The sequence below is a fragment of the Sphingobacterium sp. UBA5996 genome (genome assembly GCF_002429765.1).
GTDB lineage: Bacteria > Bacteroidota > Bacteroidia > Sphingobacteriales > Sphingobacteriaceae > Sphingobacterium.
Genome location: NZ_DJAS01000007.1, coordinates 92,135 through 110,007 on the forward strand (window position 1 = coordinate 92,135; position 17,873 = coordinate 110,007).

14 protein-coding genes are annotated in these 17,873 nt (G+C 42.3%); 6 read left to right on the forward strand and 8 right to left on the reverse strand.

The genetic code is table 11. From position 1 onward, the window contains the following. Nucleotides 1–190: 190 nt before the first annotated feature. Nucleotides 191–1,471 carry a replication-associated recombination protein A gene (locus B3E00_RS05015; protein ID WP_293887026.1) on the forward strand — a complete coding sequence of 427 codons (1,281 nt, stop codon included), beginning with the start codon at nt 191–193 and terminating at the stop codon, nt 1,469–1,471. 142 nt (nt 1,472–1,613) lie between these two features. Here B3E00_RS05015 and B3E00_RS05020 read toward each other — a convergent pair whose 3' ends face one another. From B3E00_RS05020 to B3E00_RS05035, 4 genes are all read right to left on the reverse strand, one after another. After that, nucleotides 1,614–3,440 carry a PepSY-associated TM helix domain-containing protein gene (locus tag B3E00_RS05020; protein ID WP_293937312.1) on the reverse strand — a complete coding sequence of 609 codons (1,827 nt, stop codon included), beginning with the start codon at nt 3,438–3,440 and terminating at the stop codon, nt 1,614–1,616. A gap of 289 nt (nt 3,441–3,729) precedes the next feature. Further along, nucleotides 3,730–4,062 (reverse strand): hypothetical protein, encoded by a 333-nt coding sequence (locus B3E00_RS05025; RefSeq protein ID WP_293937315.1) that lies wholly within the window; start codon nt 4,060–4,062, stop codon nt 3,730–3,732. Between the two features lie 79 nt (nt 4,063–4,141). Then, nucleotides 4,142–5,395 (reverse strand): DUF4374 domain-containing protein, encoded by a 1,254-nt coding sequence (locus B3E00_RS05030; RefSeq protein WP_293937318.1) that lies wholly within the window; start codon nt 5,393–5,395, stop codon nt 4,142–4,144. A 20-nt stretch (nt 5,396–5,415) separates the two neighbouring features. Next, a complete protein-coding gene (locus B3E00_RS05035) occupies nt 5,416–7,758 on the reverse strand; it encodes a TonB-dependent receptor (protein WP_293937321.1) in 2,343 nt (780 codons plus the stop codon). A 247-nt stretch (nt 7,759–8,005) separates the two neighbouring features. On the opposite strand from B3E00_RS05035, the gene B3E00_RS05040 reads away from it, so the two are divergent. Continuing rightward, on the forward strand, nt 8,006–9,538 hold the full coding sequence (locus tag B3E00_RS05040) for a S41 family peptidase (RefSeq protein ID WP_293937324.1): 1,533 nt from the start codon (nt 8,006–8,008) through the stop codon (nt 9,536–9,538). Between the two features lie 66 nt (nt 9,539–9,604). Here the strand turns inward: B3E00_RS05040 and B3E00_RS05045 are convergent, their stop codons facing one another. The 4 genes from B3E00_RS05045 to B3E00_RS05060 form a co-directional block, all read right to left on the reverse strand. Continuing rightward, nucleotides 9,605–10,501: a hypothetical protein gene (locus tag B3E00_RS05045; RefSeq protein WP_293937326.1), complete on the reverse strand. Its 897-nt coding sequence runs from the start codon at nt 10,499–10,501 to the stop codon at nt 9,605–9,607. Between the two features lie 191 nt (nt 10,502–10,692). Then, nucleotides 10,693–10,908 carry a hypothetical protein gene (locus tag B3E00_RS05050; RefSeq protein WP_293937328.1) on the reverse strand — a complete coding sequence of 72 codons (216 nt, stop codon included), beginning with the start codon at nt 10,906–10,908 and terminating at the stop codon, nt 10,693–10,695. Between the two features lie 365 nt (nt 10,909–11,273). Then, nucleotides 11,274–12,974, reverse strand: a complete 1,701-nt coding sequence (locus B3E00_RS05055) for a hypothetical protein (RefSeq protein WP_293937330.1) — start codon at nt 12,972–12,974, stop codon at nt 11,274–11,276. Nucleotides 12,975–13,066: 92 nt separating this feature from the next. Then, the gene (locus tag B3E00_RS05060; protein ID WP_293937332.1) at nt 13,067–13,255 is read right to left on the reverse strand and encodes a hypothetical protein; all 189 of its coding nucleotides are present in this window, start codon (nt 13,253–13,255) and stop codon (nt 13,067–13,069) included. A 617-nt stretch (nt 13,256–13,872) separates the two neighbouring features. Between B3E00_RS05060 and B3E00_RS05065 the strand changes: the two genes are divergently transcribed. From B3E00_RS05065 to B3E00_RS05080, 4 genes are all read left to right on the forward strand, one after another. Next, nucleotides 13,873–14,406, forward strand: a complete 534-nt coding sequence (locus tag B3E00_RS05065; RefSeq protein ID WP_293937334.1) for a helix-turn-helix domain-containing protein — start codon at nt 13,873–13,875, stop codon at nt 14,404–14,406. 522 nt (nt 14,407–14,928) lie between these two features. After that, complete coding sequence (locus tag B3E00_RS05070) at nt 14,929–16,134, forward strand: OmpA family protein (RefSeq protein WP_414712416.1); 1,206 nt, start codon at nt 14,929–14,931, stop codon at nt 16,132–16,134. A gap of 30 nt (nt 16,135–16,164) precedes the next feature. Then, nucleotides 16,165–16,671 carry a hypothetical protein gene (locus B3E00_RS05075; RefSeq protein WP_293937338.1) on the forward strand — a complete coding sequence of 169 codons (507 nt, stop codon included), beginning with the start codon at nt 16,165–16,167 and terminating at the stop codon, nt 16,669–16,671. A 52-nt stretch (nt 16,672–16,723) separates the two neighbouring features. Continuing rightward, nucleotides 16,724–17,872 carry an MraY family glycosyltransferase gene (locus B3E00_RS05080; protein WP_293937340.1) on the forward strand — a complete coding sequence of 383 codons (1,149 nt, stop codon included), beginning with the start codon at nt 16,724–16,726 and terminating at the stop codon, nt 17,870–17,872. The last annotated feature ends 1 nt before the right edge of the window (nt 17,873 follow it).

Consider the following 17,873-nt stretch of genomic DNA (forward strand, 5'->3'; position numbering starts at 1 on the left):
ATGCTTACTATAGTAGTTATTCGAGCAATCCACAGCTGTTTCTGATCAACTTTTAATCCCTCTCATGTACTGCCAAAAGCAATTTACATATAGCGTAGAGCAAATATGACGAAAAATTGTGTGAAAAAATGTTAAAGCGTTAAACTAAAATATTTAGTCCTTGTGCTATTTTAATTTTTAACTTTGTACTATGGCGACACGAATTCCATTAGCAGAACGACTTAGACCGCGGCAATTGAGCGCTTATGTGGGGCAACAGCATATTGTCGGCCCTGACGCAGTGCTCTATCATGCAATCCAGCAAAAGAATATTCCTTCCATGATTCTTTGGGGGCCACCGGGAGTGGGTAAAACGAGTTTGGCCCTGCTGATCGCCAAAGAACTGGACCGACCGTTCTTTTCATTAAGTGCGATTCAAGCGGGGGTGAAAGATATTCGTGAGGTGATCGAAAAAGCCGAAAGGCTGATGAACTTCAACCAAGATCAGCCTATTTTATTTATCGATGAGATTCATCGCTTTTCCAAATCCCAGCAGGATTCGCTGTTAGGAGCAGTTGAGCGCGGGCTGGTAACACTTATTGGGGCCACTACAGAAAATCCATCGTTCGAAGTTATTTCAGCCTTGCTTTCGCGTTGTCAAGTGTATGTATTGGAGCATCTTTCCGAGCAGGATCTTATTGGACTGATCGAAAAAGCATTGCATGAAGATGAATATCTGCAGAAACAGGCGATCGTTGTTGAGGAGTATGAGGCCTTATTGCGGCTATCCGGTGGTGATGCCCGTAAATTATTGAATGTCCTTGAATTGGTTGTGAATGCTGCGGTGTTGCATAAAGAGCCGATCACAAATGCCTTTGTACTGAAACAGGTACAGCAGAATATGGCGATTTATGACAAAGCAGGAGAGCAGCATTACGATATTATATCCGCCTTTATCAAATCCATCCGCGGTTCAGATCCAAACGCAGCGGTATATTGGCTCGCGCGGATGATCGAAGGCGGCGAGGATCCATCCTTTATTGCACGGCGATTGTTGATTTTGGCTTCGGAGGATATTGGCAATGCCAATCCGAATGCCTTATTGTTGGCCAACAACTGTTTTCAGGCGGTCAATGTCATTGGATGGCCCGAATCGCGTATTATTCTTTCGCAGACCGTGATCTACCTGGCTACCTCGGTCAAAAGTAATGCTTCTTATGAGGCCATTAATAAGGCACAGGCCTTGGTGAAACAAACCGGCGACCTATCCGTACCCTTGGCTATCCGTAATGCCCCAACAAAGTTGATGAAGAACTTAAATTATGGTGCCGAATACAAGTATTCGCATGCCTATCCAGGAAACTTTGTTGTCCAGGAATTTCTTCCGAAAGAAATCAGCGGTGTCAAATTATATGAGCCTGGTAAAAACCCACAGGAGGAGAAACTAAGGCAAAGTTTACGGGACAAGTGGAAGGAGAAATACAACTATTGATCCGGGCCCAGATTTAAATACACAGGCCTCACTGTGCAAAATTTCATAAATAGAATTGTCGGGCGGTAGGAGAGAATCAGCGTCAACACTATAGCAAAGGCGAGGGATAAAGCTCGCCTTTGCAACGATGAACATTGAGATTTTAGTATTTTGTAGCAGGTTTGTTTTTTAGGGCAAAGGCGCTCTTAAGCGGCAAGGGACTGGCTGTACCCGTCGTACGGCCAGCAGCGTTGTCATCGGATGAGTCCGTTTTACCATTCGCATTTTCCTTTTTTTGGTTCTGTAACATCTTTTTAAAGATGAGTAGGCCGATGATGCCCAAAGACAACCAGAGAAGATCCACCAGTAAAATATCGTTTGCTCCTGAGCGATAGGTTTCCCAGATCCAGTTCCCCGTTTTTATGCCATTCACAATTGGGATTGCAAGAGACAATATCGAGCCGAGCAGGAGTGTTTCTAAGTTTGTTTTGGCGATGTTACGTCGGATGACATAAAAAACAGCCAACGCCAGCCAACTATAGAAGTAAACATGGAATATAAACGACTGATCTACTTTCGTCGCCAGCTTAACTGCAATAAAGCTCATTGCTGTGATTGGAAACATCGTCAGGCAGCTCGCCATAAATACATTCGCCGCCCAAAAATTAAAGATGCGTTTGCGCTTGGGGATATTATTTTTATCACGTGCGACCAGCCAGATCAGAATACCCGATATGATAACAAAGCAGCCCATGATACCCAAAACAAAATAAATAATTTTGACAGGATAGCCGCCAAAATCTGCCAAGTGCAAGCGGTAGATGAAACCCTTCATATAATCTAGGTAGGAGCCGTTTGCTGTTGCAGATTTTTCAAAAAGTATTTTCTCATCGGCCACGCGGTAGATGAGTCTTCCCGAACCCGCAAAGTTCTTGTCAATATCGGCATCATATAGCGCTACGACATGCATGCTTTTATCACCATAATTTTTGATAAAGATGCGGTTCATGTGGCTGTTTGGCCATTTACTCTCCAGCTTATCCAGAAAATCACCCATTTTGAAGGGTGCGGTGAGCGGCTCGTACAAATAAGTATATTTTGTGTTGTCGTTGTAACCGAGCGCAGCATAGACCTCATCCTCTTTACCATCATAGAGGTATTTGCTAAACGGAATAATCAAGACCGAGTTTACGATCAGTACAATCCCCGTCAGGGCATACATAAATTGGTAGGGAAAGCCGATGACACCCAGGGCAGTATGCATGTCTGTCCATACCGTTTTCCATTTGTTTCCGGGTCTGAAGACAAAGAAGTTGGATTTGATTTTATCCCAATGGAGCATCAGACCAGAGATCAGCGCAAAGAGAAAGATAAAAGATACCAGCCCGGCAAGGGTGTAGCCAAAGGGTCTGCCAATATTGATCCCAATTTGGTTGAGCGGCGCTAAGAAGTGAAGGCGATACAAAAATTCACCCATGGTATAGCCATCGCTATAATCTGACGGTTTTTTAGTAGCCAAGTCATAGGAAAAATACATGGAATCGTCATTTCCACGTCGGCCGCGGCCACGTCTTTTCTTTTTTTCGTCTTTAGCCTTTGCATCTTTTACCGCTGCACCTTTATTTTCCGTCGCGAGTCGTTTCTTTTCGGCCAACTGCTTTTGTTCTGCCACCGCTTTCGCTTTATTTGCAACTAGTGTATCCTGTGATTCGCCGATATTGACATAACTGGAATGACCATTGTGTTGCATGTAAAAGGTAATATCTCTTCCTTTCAGTTCTTTGATCTGCCCAATGGAGTCTAGAAGATGGTCAAAAACAATATTTTGGTACGTTTCCCCTTTGTCGGACTCATTTTTTTGCCAGGCATTGATTTCATTTTTAAAAAATGAAAAAGATCCCGCAAAAAAAATCACATACAAAATAGCACAAATGATTATCCCAGAGATGGTATGCGTATTGAAGTAGATATTGTAACGTCTTAAATTCATGATAAGGGTATTATAGGTACATAAAGATGCCATAGAATACAGCGATCAGAAACAGGTATATGCCCCATATTAGCCAACCACTTTTAGCAAGAAAGGCCACGAGCAATAATATTGCCCAGGCGATAAAACCTGTGACGTAAGCCGTAATTAAAATGTCTGTTTTATCGCATATTTTTGTTAAGCAAAGGTGGAAGTATAGCATCACAAAATAACCTCCAAAGAAACCAGCGGTCAATTTGAGGAAACGTTGAAAAGGAGAGCTTAGATATTTTTTATTGGCAGGCATGTCTTAAAACACAAAAAGTTCAAAAAACAGAGAAAGAAGCAGGATAACGGTCAGTTGTTTCCATTGGAAATACCGATAGGGCCACAAAAGCACAATCAAGCTAAAGAATCCCATGGTATAGGTTCCAAAAGCCAATGTTCCCGAAAGAACACCCTGCAAGTACATGGTCCATATCCATGAAAGACTGAGCACAGCCATGGCCAGTAACCTCGCACGGCTCTTATTTTGTCTAAGAGCGATCATGAAAGATGAACCTGGTTTGATATGGACCTTTGCCGAGGAACAGTACCAAAAAAAGCTACCGGTGAAAATAAATAGGAGTAAAAGCGTATACATTGGTTACCATTAATTTATACACATACCCAATATGCTATGTATGGGCATATTGGGTATGCAGTTTTAAGAATCTAAAAGACTAATCTAAATGTTCGATTGCGGTAATTGCACCACCTTCCACTTTCAAGCCTTTTGTCGCAGTTGCAGTTGCAGCGTCAATCTTATACACATAGCTTTCGCCAGAGGTTAGGTTTACACCAATGTAGCCTGTTTTTCCATCCTTCTTGCTATAGTTGTTTCTTTGCGTAAATGATTTTACTTCGTCTACTTTTGGTAAACCCGATACAATTTTAAATGTTTTGTCTACAACATTTACAGCTGCAATCGTCGTCGCCGCACTGTAAGTACCATCAGATTGTTTTTTCTTTGAACTTACGATGAAATTGTTTCCACCAACATAGGTCCAGTTTTCAATGTTGTAACCGCCAGAAATTTCAGCCACGTTAAAGAAATAGTTTTTGTCAAATTCGGTGGTACCTGAGGGTATTCGTAATATCGCAGATGGATTAGTTGAGGTTATCTTCGTCCCATCTGATGCATTAGCTGGAGAGAAAGCATATACATCACCATTAGCCACTACGCCAAGACCATTAGTAAAATATTGACCGATATAACTTGTTCTGTCATCTTTAATGATTTTTTCGATTTTCATTTCAGGGTAGGAGAATACGGCAATCCATGAAGCGTTAGGATAGTTTGTCGCAAATGCAGATGGAGCGGCTCCTTTTATGCTGAATATAGGTGCGTATACCTTGTTGCCCACTTGTGTCATCCAGCTAAAAAAGGCTAACTCTCCATTATTCAGCACCTCTTTTGTATTGAGCGATCCTTCACCTGTAATTGTCAAACTATTCGTATTTACTCTATACCAGTAAGAAGTTGGAGAGGCTATGTTACGCGATATTTTCATTAAAAGTACATCGTCATTCACAGGGGCAAACGCCTGTACCGTTTCTGTTTGAAAGTTTGTTAGCTTCTTTAGCTTACCATCTATTAAATTATACGCTGTGACAGCGCCCGGGTTGCCCTGTCCATACAAGAAGCTAAAGAACTTATTGTTTGTGGTTAGATAATAGCGATAGGTTCCATCCTGTTCAAGTCCATTGCCAATAATGGAAACTTTACCTTCATCTAAACTACTAGATGTGACGATGTAATCTGCTACTCCGGTGCTCGCAATAGGCGTTACAGTCAGTATATACTTGCCTGTGGCGGTAACTGTACTATCTGTAGGAGTTGGTTTGGGATCTTCTTTGACTATATTTTCGCTTTTAGAGCATGCAGCAAACATAATCGCTATTGTCAAGACGGATAAAAGTGATCTAGATTTCATATTTAAAAAATTGTATGTAATTATTTATTAAGGAAGTAACGTAAATTAATGTAGAAGCCACGACTTGGTTTTTGTAAACTAAAATTATCGACTAGTCGTTTGTCTGTCAGGTTTTTACCCTCTATAGCAATATTATATCGGCCATTGTGAATAGCGTAAACTATATTGGCGTCGAAACTAATTTGTTCAGGAATTTGTAGTTTTTTTGCTTCTTTATCGGTTAGGCCCAATCCTGGCCAGTACATCCAAAATTGTCTGACAAATAACATACTGGCACCAAAACTTAGTTGATTTGCCTTCCCTCCAAAATCATGTAACGTCACGGAGGCATCCACATTTCCAAACGTATTTGGGATATTCGGCATTTCAAATTTATAAAGGGGACTTATTCCTGTATATCCAGGTTCTACCTTCTGTAGGTTTTTAACTTTTTGGTACGTTACGTTTAACCCAGCATTAAACCATCTTTTAAAAGAATAGCGGAGATCCAAATCTCCTCCGGCAGATTGTACTCCGTCCCGATTATCGGAAATATAAAGTGTTTGGTTATTGTTGAGACGTTGGTAGATGAAGTCATCTGCGTTTCTGATAAACCCATTAGCCATTAGCGCGAAGCGATGGTCTATATCAAGATGAAAGCTATACAGTATGCCCAAATTATAATTGTTACTTTTCTCAGGTTTCAGATTATAATTTCCTTCATAATTGATTACATCGCCGAAAAGTTCTTCAGGAGTTGGCATTTTTGTCGTCAATTCATAAGATCCTTTTAATTGCAGCGCAGGATTTATAAAGTAAGATAAGGCCATTCCATAGCCTATTTTAGACAAATCTTTCTTCATCTCACTTGCGCCACTGACGTTGTGTTGATTGTAGTGTTTCAAAAAAGCATTGATACTATAACGGTCTTTTACATCATATTGATAACCTAGTGCCAGTACATTCTTTTGACTTAATTTCGATTTTTCGTAATTGGCATTTTGAGGATTTACTTCATCGCTGCCTTGACGTTTAAAGGTGTTAAAAATGTCGTTTAAGAATATGCTTTGTCTATCCGATATTTTATAGGTTAAGTTTGCATTGACTATTCCCGCATTGTTTTTAAACTTGTAGAGCGAATAAGAACTCTCACCCCCAGGACCGTCCAATTGTTTTTTATTGCCATACCAGTCGAATCTTGCATGTACCGTATCTATATTCTGTTCAGTTCCAAGGTTGATATTTGCATTTACAATAAGGTTTAAACCTTTTACGAACAAATCATTTTTTTTGTATTTTAACGTAGGCATAACGGTTGTTCCTCGATTATGCCTTCCACCAAATACCGTTTGCATTCTTGCTCCTGTCTGGATCTCTTTGTAACTTTTGCCTAATACAATTCCAAAGAGTAATTTATCCGCATAGGGTTTGTTGACCACACCGATATTTGCAATAATTGATTCGTTATGGTAGGTGTCATGGAAGCGCTTGAGGGTAGCGCTTTCTGCATAAGCGCCCGTGTTGATGTCAGCGGCCTCAACAGTGACTTTGTAATTATTATCGGAATAATTTTGGAATGCGTTTAATTGGAAAAATAGCCCACTCTTTGTCGTGTGTGCTGCATTAATTACGGTACGGTGTGTGTTAAAGGATCCAAAAGAGTAGCTGGCATCTACATAACTGGTCATCCGATCACCTGTTACAATATTAACCGCTCCGCCTAAGGCATCCGAACCGAGCCATACAGGCACTACACCTTTATAAATTTCTATCCTTTCGGCGATATTGATGGGGATATTGTTGATTTGGAATGCTGATCCGAAGTTTTCCATGGGGATACCGTCAATAAAATAACGGATCTGATCTCCATTAAAACCGTTCAACATCAAATTGAAATTAGATCCTACACCACCGGATTCTCTAACGCGTACACCAGCCACACGGTCCAAGGCACTTGAAATATCCATCGTCGTATTGTACAGTTTTGTAGCGTCTACAGCAGTTACATTAAAAGCCTGTCGATTGACTTCTTGGACTTTGGTGCGACCAAAGACTTCGACCTGTTCAATCTCTTTCTGGTCAGCTATCAACTCCATATTTATGCTGTTTTCGCCCGGTTTAAGAACAATAGTTTTAGCCAGCTTTTGAAAGCCTACAGCCGAAGCATTCATTGTGATGCTTCTTTCTGTGATATTTTTCAGTTCAAAGTACCCGTTCTCATCGGTCGATAAATTGATCTTGCCCACACGGATGGTTGATCCCGCGATGCTCTGTTGAGTCTGAGTTTTTACAAATCCTTTTATTGAGGCTGTGAACTGTTGTGCATTCACTGTGCTTTGAACAAAGAGGAGAAATAAAATACAATGGATACTAATATTCTTCATCCGATACCGTTTATTTTTTACAAATGATTTATTTAGATTAATTATAAACAGTGCAAAACTAACAATATTCTTTTCCCTAACAAATCATTTTAAAAAAAATATTTTTTAAAACCTTTCCCTATGACAGATTGTTATTCTAACGTTTTTCAATAGGTAGTAAACACGCTGGCACTCCCCAAGGCTAGCGTGTTTTTTTTATTGCAGATAGGATTAAATTTTTTATGTTTGTTTTACAAATGTTTCAACTATGAAATTAAAGACTTTAATCCGAGCCGGAAAGTTCGTTGGTATAGCGCTGACAGGACTGGTTGTCGGTTCCTGTAAAAAGGATAACCCTAAACCTGAGCCAGAACCTGAGCCCGTTGTTACCGAGCGTACCGAAGCGCAGTTAATTAAGGATGATATTTACAAGTATTATAAATTATATTCCCTTTGGGAGACATCCATTCCTGACTATAAAGCCGATCCATCCAAGTTTACCGATCAATACAGTTCTGCCGATGCCGTTCTTGCCGCGCTCAAGAGACTGACTCCAGCGCATGCAGCCTATTCAGGCGGTGTGTTCGACCGGTTTTCGTATATCGTGGGACTCGATGGTTATAACACGGCAACTGCAGCTACCGGAAGGCTCATGATGGATACCAATGACGGCTATGGAGTATATGTTCAATTGGGTACCGATGACGGAAAGACAGCCTTTCCGATTATCTATTTTGTGGAAGGGGGATCCCCAGCACAAAAAGCGGGCTTCAAGCGGTCGGATTTTATCACAGCCGTCAATGGAGACGCCGATTATTCTATCGGTGTAACATGTACAGATGCCGGTTGTACGATCAATGATGCAAGTGCACGGGATAAAATGATGAACAAATTGAATGCTGCCCTGGATGCCCCTACGCTCACTCTTCAGGTAAAGCATCAGGATGGAAGTACTTTTTCCAAGCCCATGAGCTATGCGAATGGTTATACCATTAATCCGATTTATAAAGATACTATCTATGAGTCGACCGGAAACAATGTGGGTTATCTTGCCCTGTCATCCTTTGAACAGATCGAGGACCCAGCCGCTTCGGGATCAAGTAGCGAAGGGATAGCGAACAAGTCTGCGATTGATGCCGCCTTTACCAAGTTTCAGGATAAGCAGATTAAAAGCCTGATCGTCGATCTCCGATATAATGGCGGGGGTTATGTCGATGCTTCTGCCTATATTGCTGATAAAATCGGTGGCGCCACTACCAAGGGCAAATTGATGCTTACGTATGAGGTAAACAATTACATCAAATCCACGCCCAGTATCAATAATATGTTTCAGGATACCAAGTTTGAGGGCAAGAGCAATTTAAGCCTCAATAAAGTCTATTTCTTGGTGAGTGAAAATACAGCATCTGCTGCAGAAATGTTAGTTAACGTGCTCAAACCTTATCTGCAGGTGCAGATCATAGCCTCAGGTACACGTACTTACGGCAAGCCGGTAGGTTTCTTTGAACAGGTCGTCCAAAACAAAGTTTCTTTCTGGCCAGTTTCCTTTCTATTGAAAAATTCAGCTGGTTTTTCTGACTATTGGGATGGACTTGTTCCCGACAAAAGAAATATAGAAGATTATGTATTTGCTGATGTGGGAGATAAGAAAGAAACCATGCTGGCGACAGCGCTGAACGATGCTGCGCCAGGTATCACCACCAAAGCTTCCATTAACGCTGTAAGTCGCAAAGGATATCGTACCCTTAAAGGAGGAGAGTTCAACGTCCGGCCAGATCGCGGCATGATCAAGAAACGTTAACCAATAAATAGGTAGTGTAAAAATCCCCTAAGCAGTATAAACACCTTAGGGGATTTTTTTAGGGTATTAGTCGTTAGGAAAGATAGCCGAATGGCACAGCTCAGCTGCGGCAGCATTTGGCAAACATTTCAGATAACCGACAGGAACCTGTGCAATGATTTTCTCCAAGATGGTGTTCATGCTTGCGAAAAGGTCTTTGTTCCAACGGATGGATGTACAGCTTGGCAACACGGCAATAAAACCCTTCAGCCCCGTTTGCCATTCAAACGCATTTACAGGTGCCTGTTGTAACCGTACCAGACCCTGTAGCGGCAAACATTCGTTCTTATAACACGAGGTTTTGCCACTCCATGGAGTCCCATAGATCACAATTCCCTCAGTTTTTATTTGGATCGCAGGATTATCATCATTGAGCAAAACACTGTCTGGAATGTGTTGTAGCCATAGACGGCTATGCGTACTTTTACCAGTTCCGCTCTTGCCTAGAAAGGCCACGCCTCTCCCCTGATGGTTCACCACAGATGCGTGGATCATGATGGTGTCATGTAATAGGCTCGCTTGCCCAAAGATCATCATGGCCATCCAGGTTATCACCGAACCTTGTTCTGCTGCAGCACTACTCGGTATATACAGTGTGGACTTTTCAAAATTGCGTTCACTATGGAGATACCATAGGCCGTCGCCCTTTTCGTTTACGATTGTGGTGACAAAGCCATCTTCTCTTTCATAAAAGCGAAATCGGTTCCCCCATGCGATAGACTCATCGGTGCGGAGCAGTCCCATATCCTCCTGTATCGGCGCTTGCGCAAAGCTGATCGCGACACTAATGTCAGTTTTCTCGGTGGATTCTAACCATTGGAAGTCCTTAAAAGAAGGGAGGAGGTGTACCAGCGGATAATCTACGGGATGTTCAAATTCCAACACTAATTCGGCAATGCGGTAGCGCGTTTGGGATAATGTCATTGAAGCTGGTATCTGCATAGTGCAATATAAATAAAATTCGTCTCTACGTGTTGTAATAGAATAGGTTGGTCGCGAAGCACAACATATCCTGTAAAGGGCAAATTACGAAAGATTATTAAAATTTTCCATAAAAAGAACACCTTATCCCGGCGTATAAGCCCAAAATAAGGACGATTTTTTAGACGACTAAATTATTTATTTTTCTTTTTTGGTAGTGAGGATGCTTTTTTGAGTTTTTGTATCCTTCTTAATTCCTGAATGATACTGGACGGGAGTACTTCATATTGTTCCACAGCTTCTTCAATAAATAGTCTGCCTTCTAAGATACCGGCTACCGCCATCTGAAGCCTGTCTTTAAAAAGAAGCTTTGGGGTGCCAGAATTTTCTATTTTGCGTTTACTCTTCATTTTTTTGGGTGTAGGATATTAAATGGTTCTCGTTTAATTATTCTGAAAAATGTGGTCTATAATTTCTTTTAATGAAACAACATGCGCAGGCGTTTATAGTAACTTGTTTGCTTTGCATTCATAATACATGCATCATGCTGTCATTTCAGTAGCGGCCAATTGCACATGATTAGCAGTCGGTTGCATAGTAATAGCAGTCACTTGCATAGGGATAGCAGTCACTTGCGCGTAATTAGCGTTCACTTTTACATAAATAAGGTCAATTACACGTGAACAGCGGTCAACTGCAGATAGAAGAATGCTGGATAGTCCTTGTTTTTTATGCATCGCTATCCAGTATTCAGTTTGTCTAAATTTTTATCCGGCTAGTTATTGACGATTTGTCTCACACAACGAATATTTCTTCCTTCCATTTTATCCAGGTGAGGATAAGTAACATTTCCCCAGGAGAAAAGCCAGGCCACTCGCGTAAACGATGATTTAACGGCATACGCGTTGTTTGTGTCATAATTATCTGACGTCCAGTAATGGCATTCCCCCGCTGCCAAAGCACCTAATAACACTCCGGCGGGACTTCCCGATACCGAACTGCCGCCAAGAGAGGAGGCCTTTGTACGGTAACCTCCAAAGGAAAGCGTCAGATTATTGTCGTCATAAGCGGAATTTGCAGGGTTATCGCTGTCGCGATCCCATAAGTAAGCATATTGTGCGCCCCAAAGCAGACCTAAAATCTCTTTTTTATCGTTGGGCTGACCAATCGATTCCCAGTCCTGTTTTGTTGACATTCGCCAAGTACCAGCTGGATAGACCGCAAGACAAGGATCGGAATTGCCCGAAGCACCGGTCGGGGTAGCGGATTTCCAGTTCCAAAATTCCGTATCTTTCGTGGCAGCAGTCGATCCACCGGGATTCGATTTTAACCGATAGCTGTCCGCATGGGATGGATCATAAATCAGATTCGATCTCGCCCATAGGACGCCTTTCACTTTGACAGGCGATTCGATCAGCCTGATATTGACGGCGTAGGTGGATCCAATTGTTGGCGTATACGCATCAGGAAAGGTATAGGTATTTGCATTAAAGGTACGTACCCGTGCATCATCCAGTGTTACTTTTAAGGTGTTGAATTTAATCTTTAAGCTGTTTGCTGGGATAGCAGTTGTATTGACCGTAAAGAAATTCGCAATTTTAACCGTACCTGCTGGGTTACTGCTGTCTTCTACCATCGCAGAGGCCAACACCACACTATTAACATCCGTTACATTGGTAAATTGGCCCGTCAAAATATTGAAGTCCCCCGTTTGCAGGACGGTTGCATTGTTGCTTCCTTTTACCAAAGACATGCTCGTGCTATTTTCAATTGTTCCAAAAAGCCCACGAACATTTAATCTCGCCTGTATACGTGCCGTCATACGTTTGAATACAATGTTGAGGTAATTGGCTCCATCCACGGCGTTGAAGCTACCCGAAGCATGCAGCACATCTTTATTTGCAAGACTCGAACGCGCCATAACTCCGGCGCTCGTAACATTTGGCATACTGGTCGTTTTCTCATTCAAGGAGACGGCATACCACGTATATGGTTTGTAGGCCACCAGTTGGATCTGTGGATTTACACCAGAAGTCACCTCTTGGTTATAGACCACCGTATTCGTATTATCGTATATAACGAGGCGAAATTTTACGCCTGTATCCATCGTTGAGGATGCTGCTTTTAATCCTGTAGAGGAAGCTTTCGTTGCCGCATTTTCTGCTTTTTGAACCACACGGGTTTTCTGATCTGCTTCGGATATACTGCCTTCCTGTGTATCGATCAATGCGTCCACATCACCCAGCGAGACGATCGGTTTTGCGTGTGTGGTTCCGTTGTTATTGGCATCGGCGTTGGACACTGCCCTAGCAACACCTTTCGTGACAACGTCTTCGATTCCTACGATGCCCACATTCAATAATGCGCCTTTATCTGAGGGAATTTGATCTTCTTTTGAAGAGCATGAAGCGAATGCCGTTACTACGCCAAGCATGAGCATCAGCGTACATTTTTTGATTATGTTCTTTAGTGACATAAGTATATTATTTCTTGTGATTGTTTAACGAGACTGGTGATAGCATATGTGCGATCGCTGTAGCGATCGCACATGTTATATATCAAAGCCTATTATATATCAAAATCTTTGCTGTTATTGCCCATATCGGTCCAGTCCTCGACTTTAGGGTTGTTGGGTGTAGACGAGCTGCCGGGGTTAATTGTCCCTGTGGAAGTTGCCGCAAAACTGTGCTCCATACCAATAGCCAGAATAGACAGGCTAGGCGCACTGTAAGGCTTACGTGTTAGTTTTCTTTTCATTTATTAAAAATTTAAAATGATCGTTAGCTTATCGCTCTGTAGTAAAATGGCCGTTATTATTTGCTAAACTATAGATATGATCGTTGAGATAATTGAAGATCAGCGATTTTAAATTTTTTAATCATTGATCGGCTACAAGAAGTAGCGCGACAGCTACAAACACAAGTTGCTGACAGGTTTTCGTGAAGCTATTTATCGTTTATGGCAATATCTTTTTGTGAACATATGTTTCAGACGTATTGTCTTTGCCTGTTGACCCATTTCTCGATTGAATCTCCGCTCGGCTCACACAACTATTTACCCGTGCAGTAATAGCTTATTTTAATTAAAAAGAGTTCGTATTTCGATAAATAAATAACTACGATTAGCCTTTTTATGTAGCCGTATCGCTACAAGGATGTCGTTGAAATACTACAATCTAGTCGTTTATCAAAAAAAATGAGCTTTGTTTTGGTCTTTTAATGCAAATTAGTATCGTTTGTATTATTGTGATTGCCCTATTGTTGATGTTACAGCCAAACATTTTAAACCCCTTCATCAGCAAAATTGGAGGATAAGAACTCACTTAAAAAATGGATTATAGCGACCTGTTTACATTAATTAACTGCCTGACATCAATGATTAATTTCATGTTATTGCTGTTTTTTATCGTCCGTTACCGGCGTACGCGGCAAATGCATCGGGATATCTCCATTGTCCAGGAGGATGAAAGACTGATCGCTGATCTCCCGGACGATAATGCTGCGGTTCCATGTGAAAAAGACGGATTAAAACAAGCAGATGTGCTGATGAGTAAAATGACGGAAGACCGTTTGCTTGAGCAGTTTGAAAGGGCTCAAGCCGCTCGCTTTTTTTTAAAAAAGGGCGTTTGCTTACAAGATTTAGCAGATTTGCTCGGGACTAACCCCCGTTATGTGTCTTATATCTTAAATCGGTATGTGGGGTTGGATTTCAATAATTATATCCAGCAGGCGCGCATCGAATATTTGATAGACTGTGTCGAACGCGACCCAGATTTGCTCTCTGTAAAATTTTCTGTGTTGGCCGAAAAGGCCGGTTTTTCAAGTACCAGCAAGTTTTCTTCCGTATTTAAAGCGGTAAAAGGTATCCCGCCGTCGGAGTATTTCCAACGTTTACGCAGCTCCTTGTAACCCAATCTTGCCAAAGGGGGGTATTCGTTACTGGTGATTAGTCCAACACAACAGACTAACCTGCCCCGCACCATAAGCATCATCCTCATAACCGCCCATTGGAAACCATGATTGCTTAATTATACGTTATTTTTTTACAAATATTTTCCTTCAAGCAATGCTAGCATGTGGTCTAACTGTATGGATAAGATGCTATTGTTTTCCTTTTGTGGCTTAAGTGCTACAATGTTAACAAGTTACGTTTATTTGTTCGCTTTAGTGGTTTATCACTTATCGAAATTTGCTTTCCATTAAAGGAAAAAAGGGTTTTTGTTCCCGAGCAAGAAAATGCATCAAATCGCACATCTTCCTTGCCTGTGCCTTACTTTCTTTTCACTTAATTCGTTTTGCTTTTATTTTTTCGGAAAATGGAAAGCCTGGGTTATACAGCCCAATAGTTATCCCAAAGTTTGTTTTATCCAATTTTGTTGGAGATAATCAAGCAATATTATCAACTAATATTAAACAACTATTTAGACCGAGATGATTTTGAAAAAGACACTCTTAATCCTTGCAGCTGTTGCGGGAGCCAAGGTTTCCCTGGCACAGCAAATCGATGTAAAACCAGATACTGTAATGACGGTATCAACAGATCGCTATCAAGTCGAGACCAACCGCTTTTGGAACAACTGGTTTATCAATGCTGGTGCTGGTGCCCAGATTTATTTTGGCGACCATGATAAGCAGATGAAATTTTCCGAACGCCTTACCCCAAGCTTCGAATTTAACCTTGGAAAGTGGTTTAGCCCCGGAGTCGGTGTGCGCGCCGGCCTAACGGGTTTTAAAGTGAAGGGACTGACCCAAAATGGAAGTCACTCTACGGGTGTGAAGTACGAAGGTAAGCCCTGGGATGGTTACTGGCTCTACAATCAGGAATTTAATTATTTCCACATCCATGGCGATGTACTGTTCAATTTATCCAACATTTTTTCTGGTTATAAAAAAGATCGTTTTTATAACATCAGTCCTTACGTGGGTTTAGGTTGGATGGTTACCAACGATGCGCCGACGCAGAAAGAAGTCAGTGCTAACATCGGTATTTACAACAGTTTTCGCCTCAGCGATGCTTTAGATCTAACGTTTGATGTACGCGGAGCCATGGTAAACGATCGCTTTGATGGTGAAACGGGTAACCGTAGCCAGGATGGTAATTTAAGTGCTGCACTGGGGCTGACCTACAAATTTAAGAAACGGGGCTGGGAGAAGCCAAGTTCGGTGGTGATCACGTACAGTGATGCCTTGCTGAATAGTCTGCGTGAAAAGGTACAGAAGCTTGCCGAAGATAATGAAGCACTCAAAGGACAATTGGCTGCATCGCAGGGTAAAACCATTACTGATATCCGTGTAGAAGAAAAAATATTGGCAGCTCCTATATTGGTGACCTTTCCGATCAATCAAAGCATCGTAAGCAATGAAGCGCGTGTCAACTTGGGCTTCTTTGCCAAAGTGATCCAGGCCGGCAATAAAGACATTGTCTATAAAGTGACGGGCTATGCCGATAAAGGAACCGGTACCAAAGCCATCAATGACCGTCTGAGCCGTGAGCGTGCCCAGGCTATCTATGATGTATTGGTGAAAGAGTTTCAGGTATCGCCGCAGCAGCTTGAGCTGGCTTATGAAGGCGGTGTCGACAATATGTATTACGATGATCCTCGTCTTAGCCGTGCAGTCATTACCATTGCCAAATAATCTGTTACACCAGTAGCCATCACTATTCAAATGAAGTCCATCTATTTATATCTCGCTTGTTTGCTATCAATTTCCTTGTTCGCCTGTCAGGGCAATGGCCGTTATCCTGATGTGCAACAGGGGAAATTGATGGCATCCGCATCCGCGTATGAATTTATAGACATTGACGGTACCCGGCATTTGCTACAAGAGGTGAAAGGGACGTACAAATTATTGGTTTTTTATGACCCCGAATCGGAGGAAAGCTTCGGACTGATTGCCGCGATGAAGCAATCTGTGCCATTGGCACAATGGGTTGCATCGGGCAAGGTCAATGTGGTGGCCATCTGCGTTAACGGAGATTTAAGCCAATGGAGTGCCTACCGAAAGCGTATTCCGTCGCAGTGGATCAACGGGTTCGACCTGAAAGGGGAGGGCGGGGTAGAACCCTATTTTTTTCTCACGTCGTTTCCGAGGCTCGTATTATTGAACGATGCCAACGAGGAGATGAAAACAGCGATGGGGTTGGATGCGCTTATTCCATTCCTTGAAAAGTAAATGTACCCATGGCATTGAGCAGAAATTTTTATAACAAATAGATTAGATTACGATGAACAGTTTGGAGTTGATGAAGTACGGCACTGTGCTATTGCCTTTTCTTTGCGCGATGTTATTGAGCTGGGGGATGCTCCCCTATATCTTACTGATTTCCTACCGGAAGCGTTTGTTTGATCCGGTCGATTCCCGGAAGCTTCACCAGCATATTGTCCCGAGACTGGGTGGGGTGGCTTTTGCTCCCATTCAATGCTGCATCCTTGTCATTACTTTCGTCAGTTTATACAAACTGAATATTGGCAATATCGATCTGCAGGTCGCTTCGTGGATTATCCTGCCGAGTATGGCCTTGTTGGTCTGCGGTCTGGTTATCCTCTTTATGATCGGTATTGGCGACGACCTGATCGGGGTGAGTTACAAATGGAAATTTGTCGCCCAGATTATGGTAGGCTGCCTGCTGCCATTGAGTGGTGTATGGATCAATGATCTGTATGGACTGGGGTTCGTTATTGGTATTCCGGCCTGGCTGGGTATGCCGCTTACGGTATTTGTCGTTGTGCTGATTATCAATGCCATTAATCTGATTGACGGCATCGACGGTCTCTGTTCGGGTGTGGTAACGATTGGTTTGGCTGTTTTAGGCGCTTTATTCGCTTATTATGGTGCCTGGTTGCATGCCATTTTTGCCTTTATCACGGTTGCCGTGTTGCTTCCATTTTTCTATTTAAATGTCTTTGGGACGACACGTCGGCGTCGGCGCATCTTTATGGGCGATACGGGAAGTATGACGCTGGGTTTTTCCATTGCTTTTCTGGTGGTCAGTTTTTCCATGAACAACCACTTTATCAAACCCTTTTCCGATGGTGCTATTGTGGTCGCTTTTTCCACCCTCATTGTGCCGGTGCTGGATGTGGCCCGGGTCATGTTCGTACGCTGGCGTATTGGTAAGCCGATCTTTAAACCCGATCGCAATCACCTGCACCACAAGTTGCTGCGGGCGGGATTGAGCCGCCATAGTGCCCTGCTCTTTATCCTGCTGATGACGCTGCTGTTTTGCCTATTTAATATTGTGGCTGTACGCTACATCAGCAACAACCTGGTTGTGCTGGTCGATCTGCTCTTCTGGGGGGGCTTTCATTACCTGTTCAATTTACTGGAAAAGAGACAGCTCATTGCCAGACTGCAATTATTTATCAATCTATAAC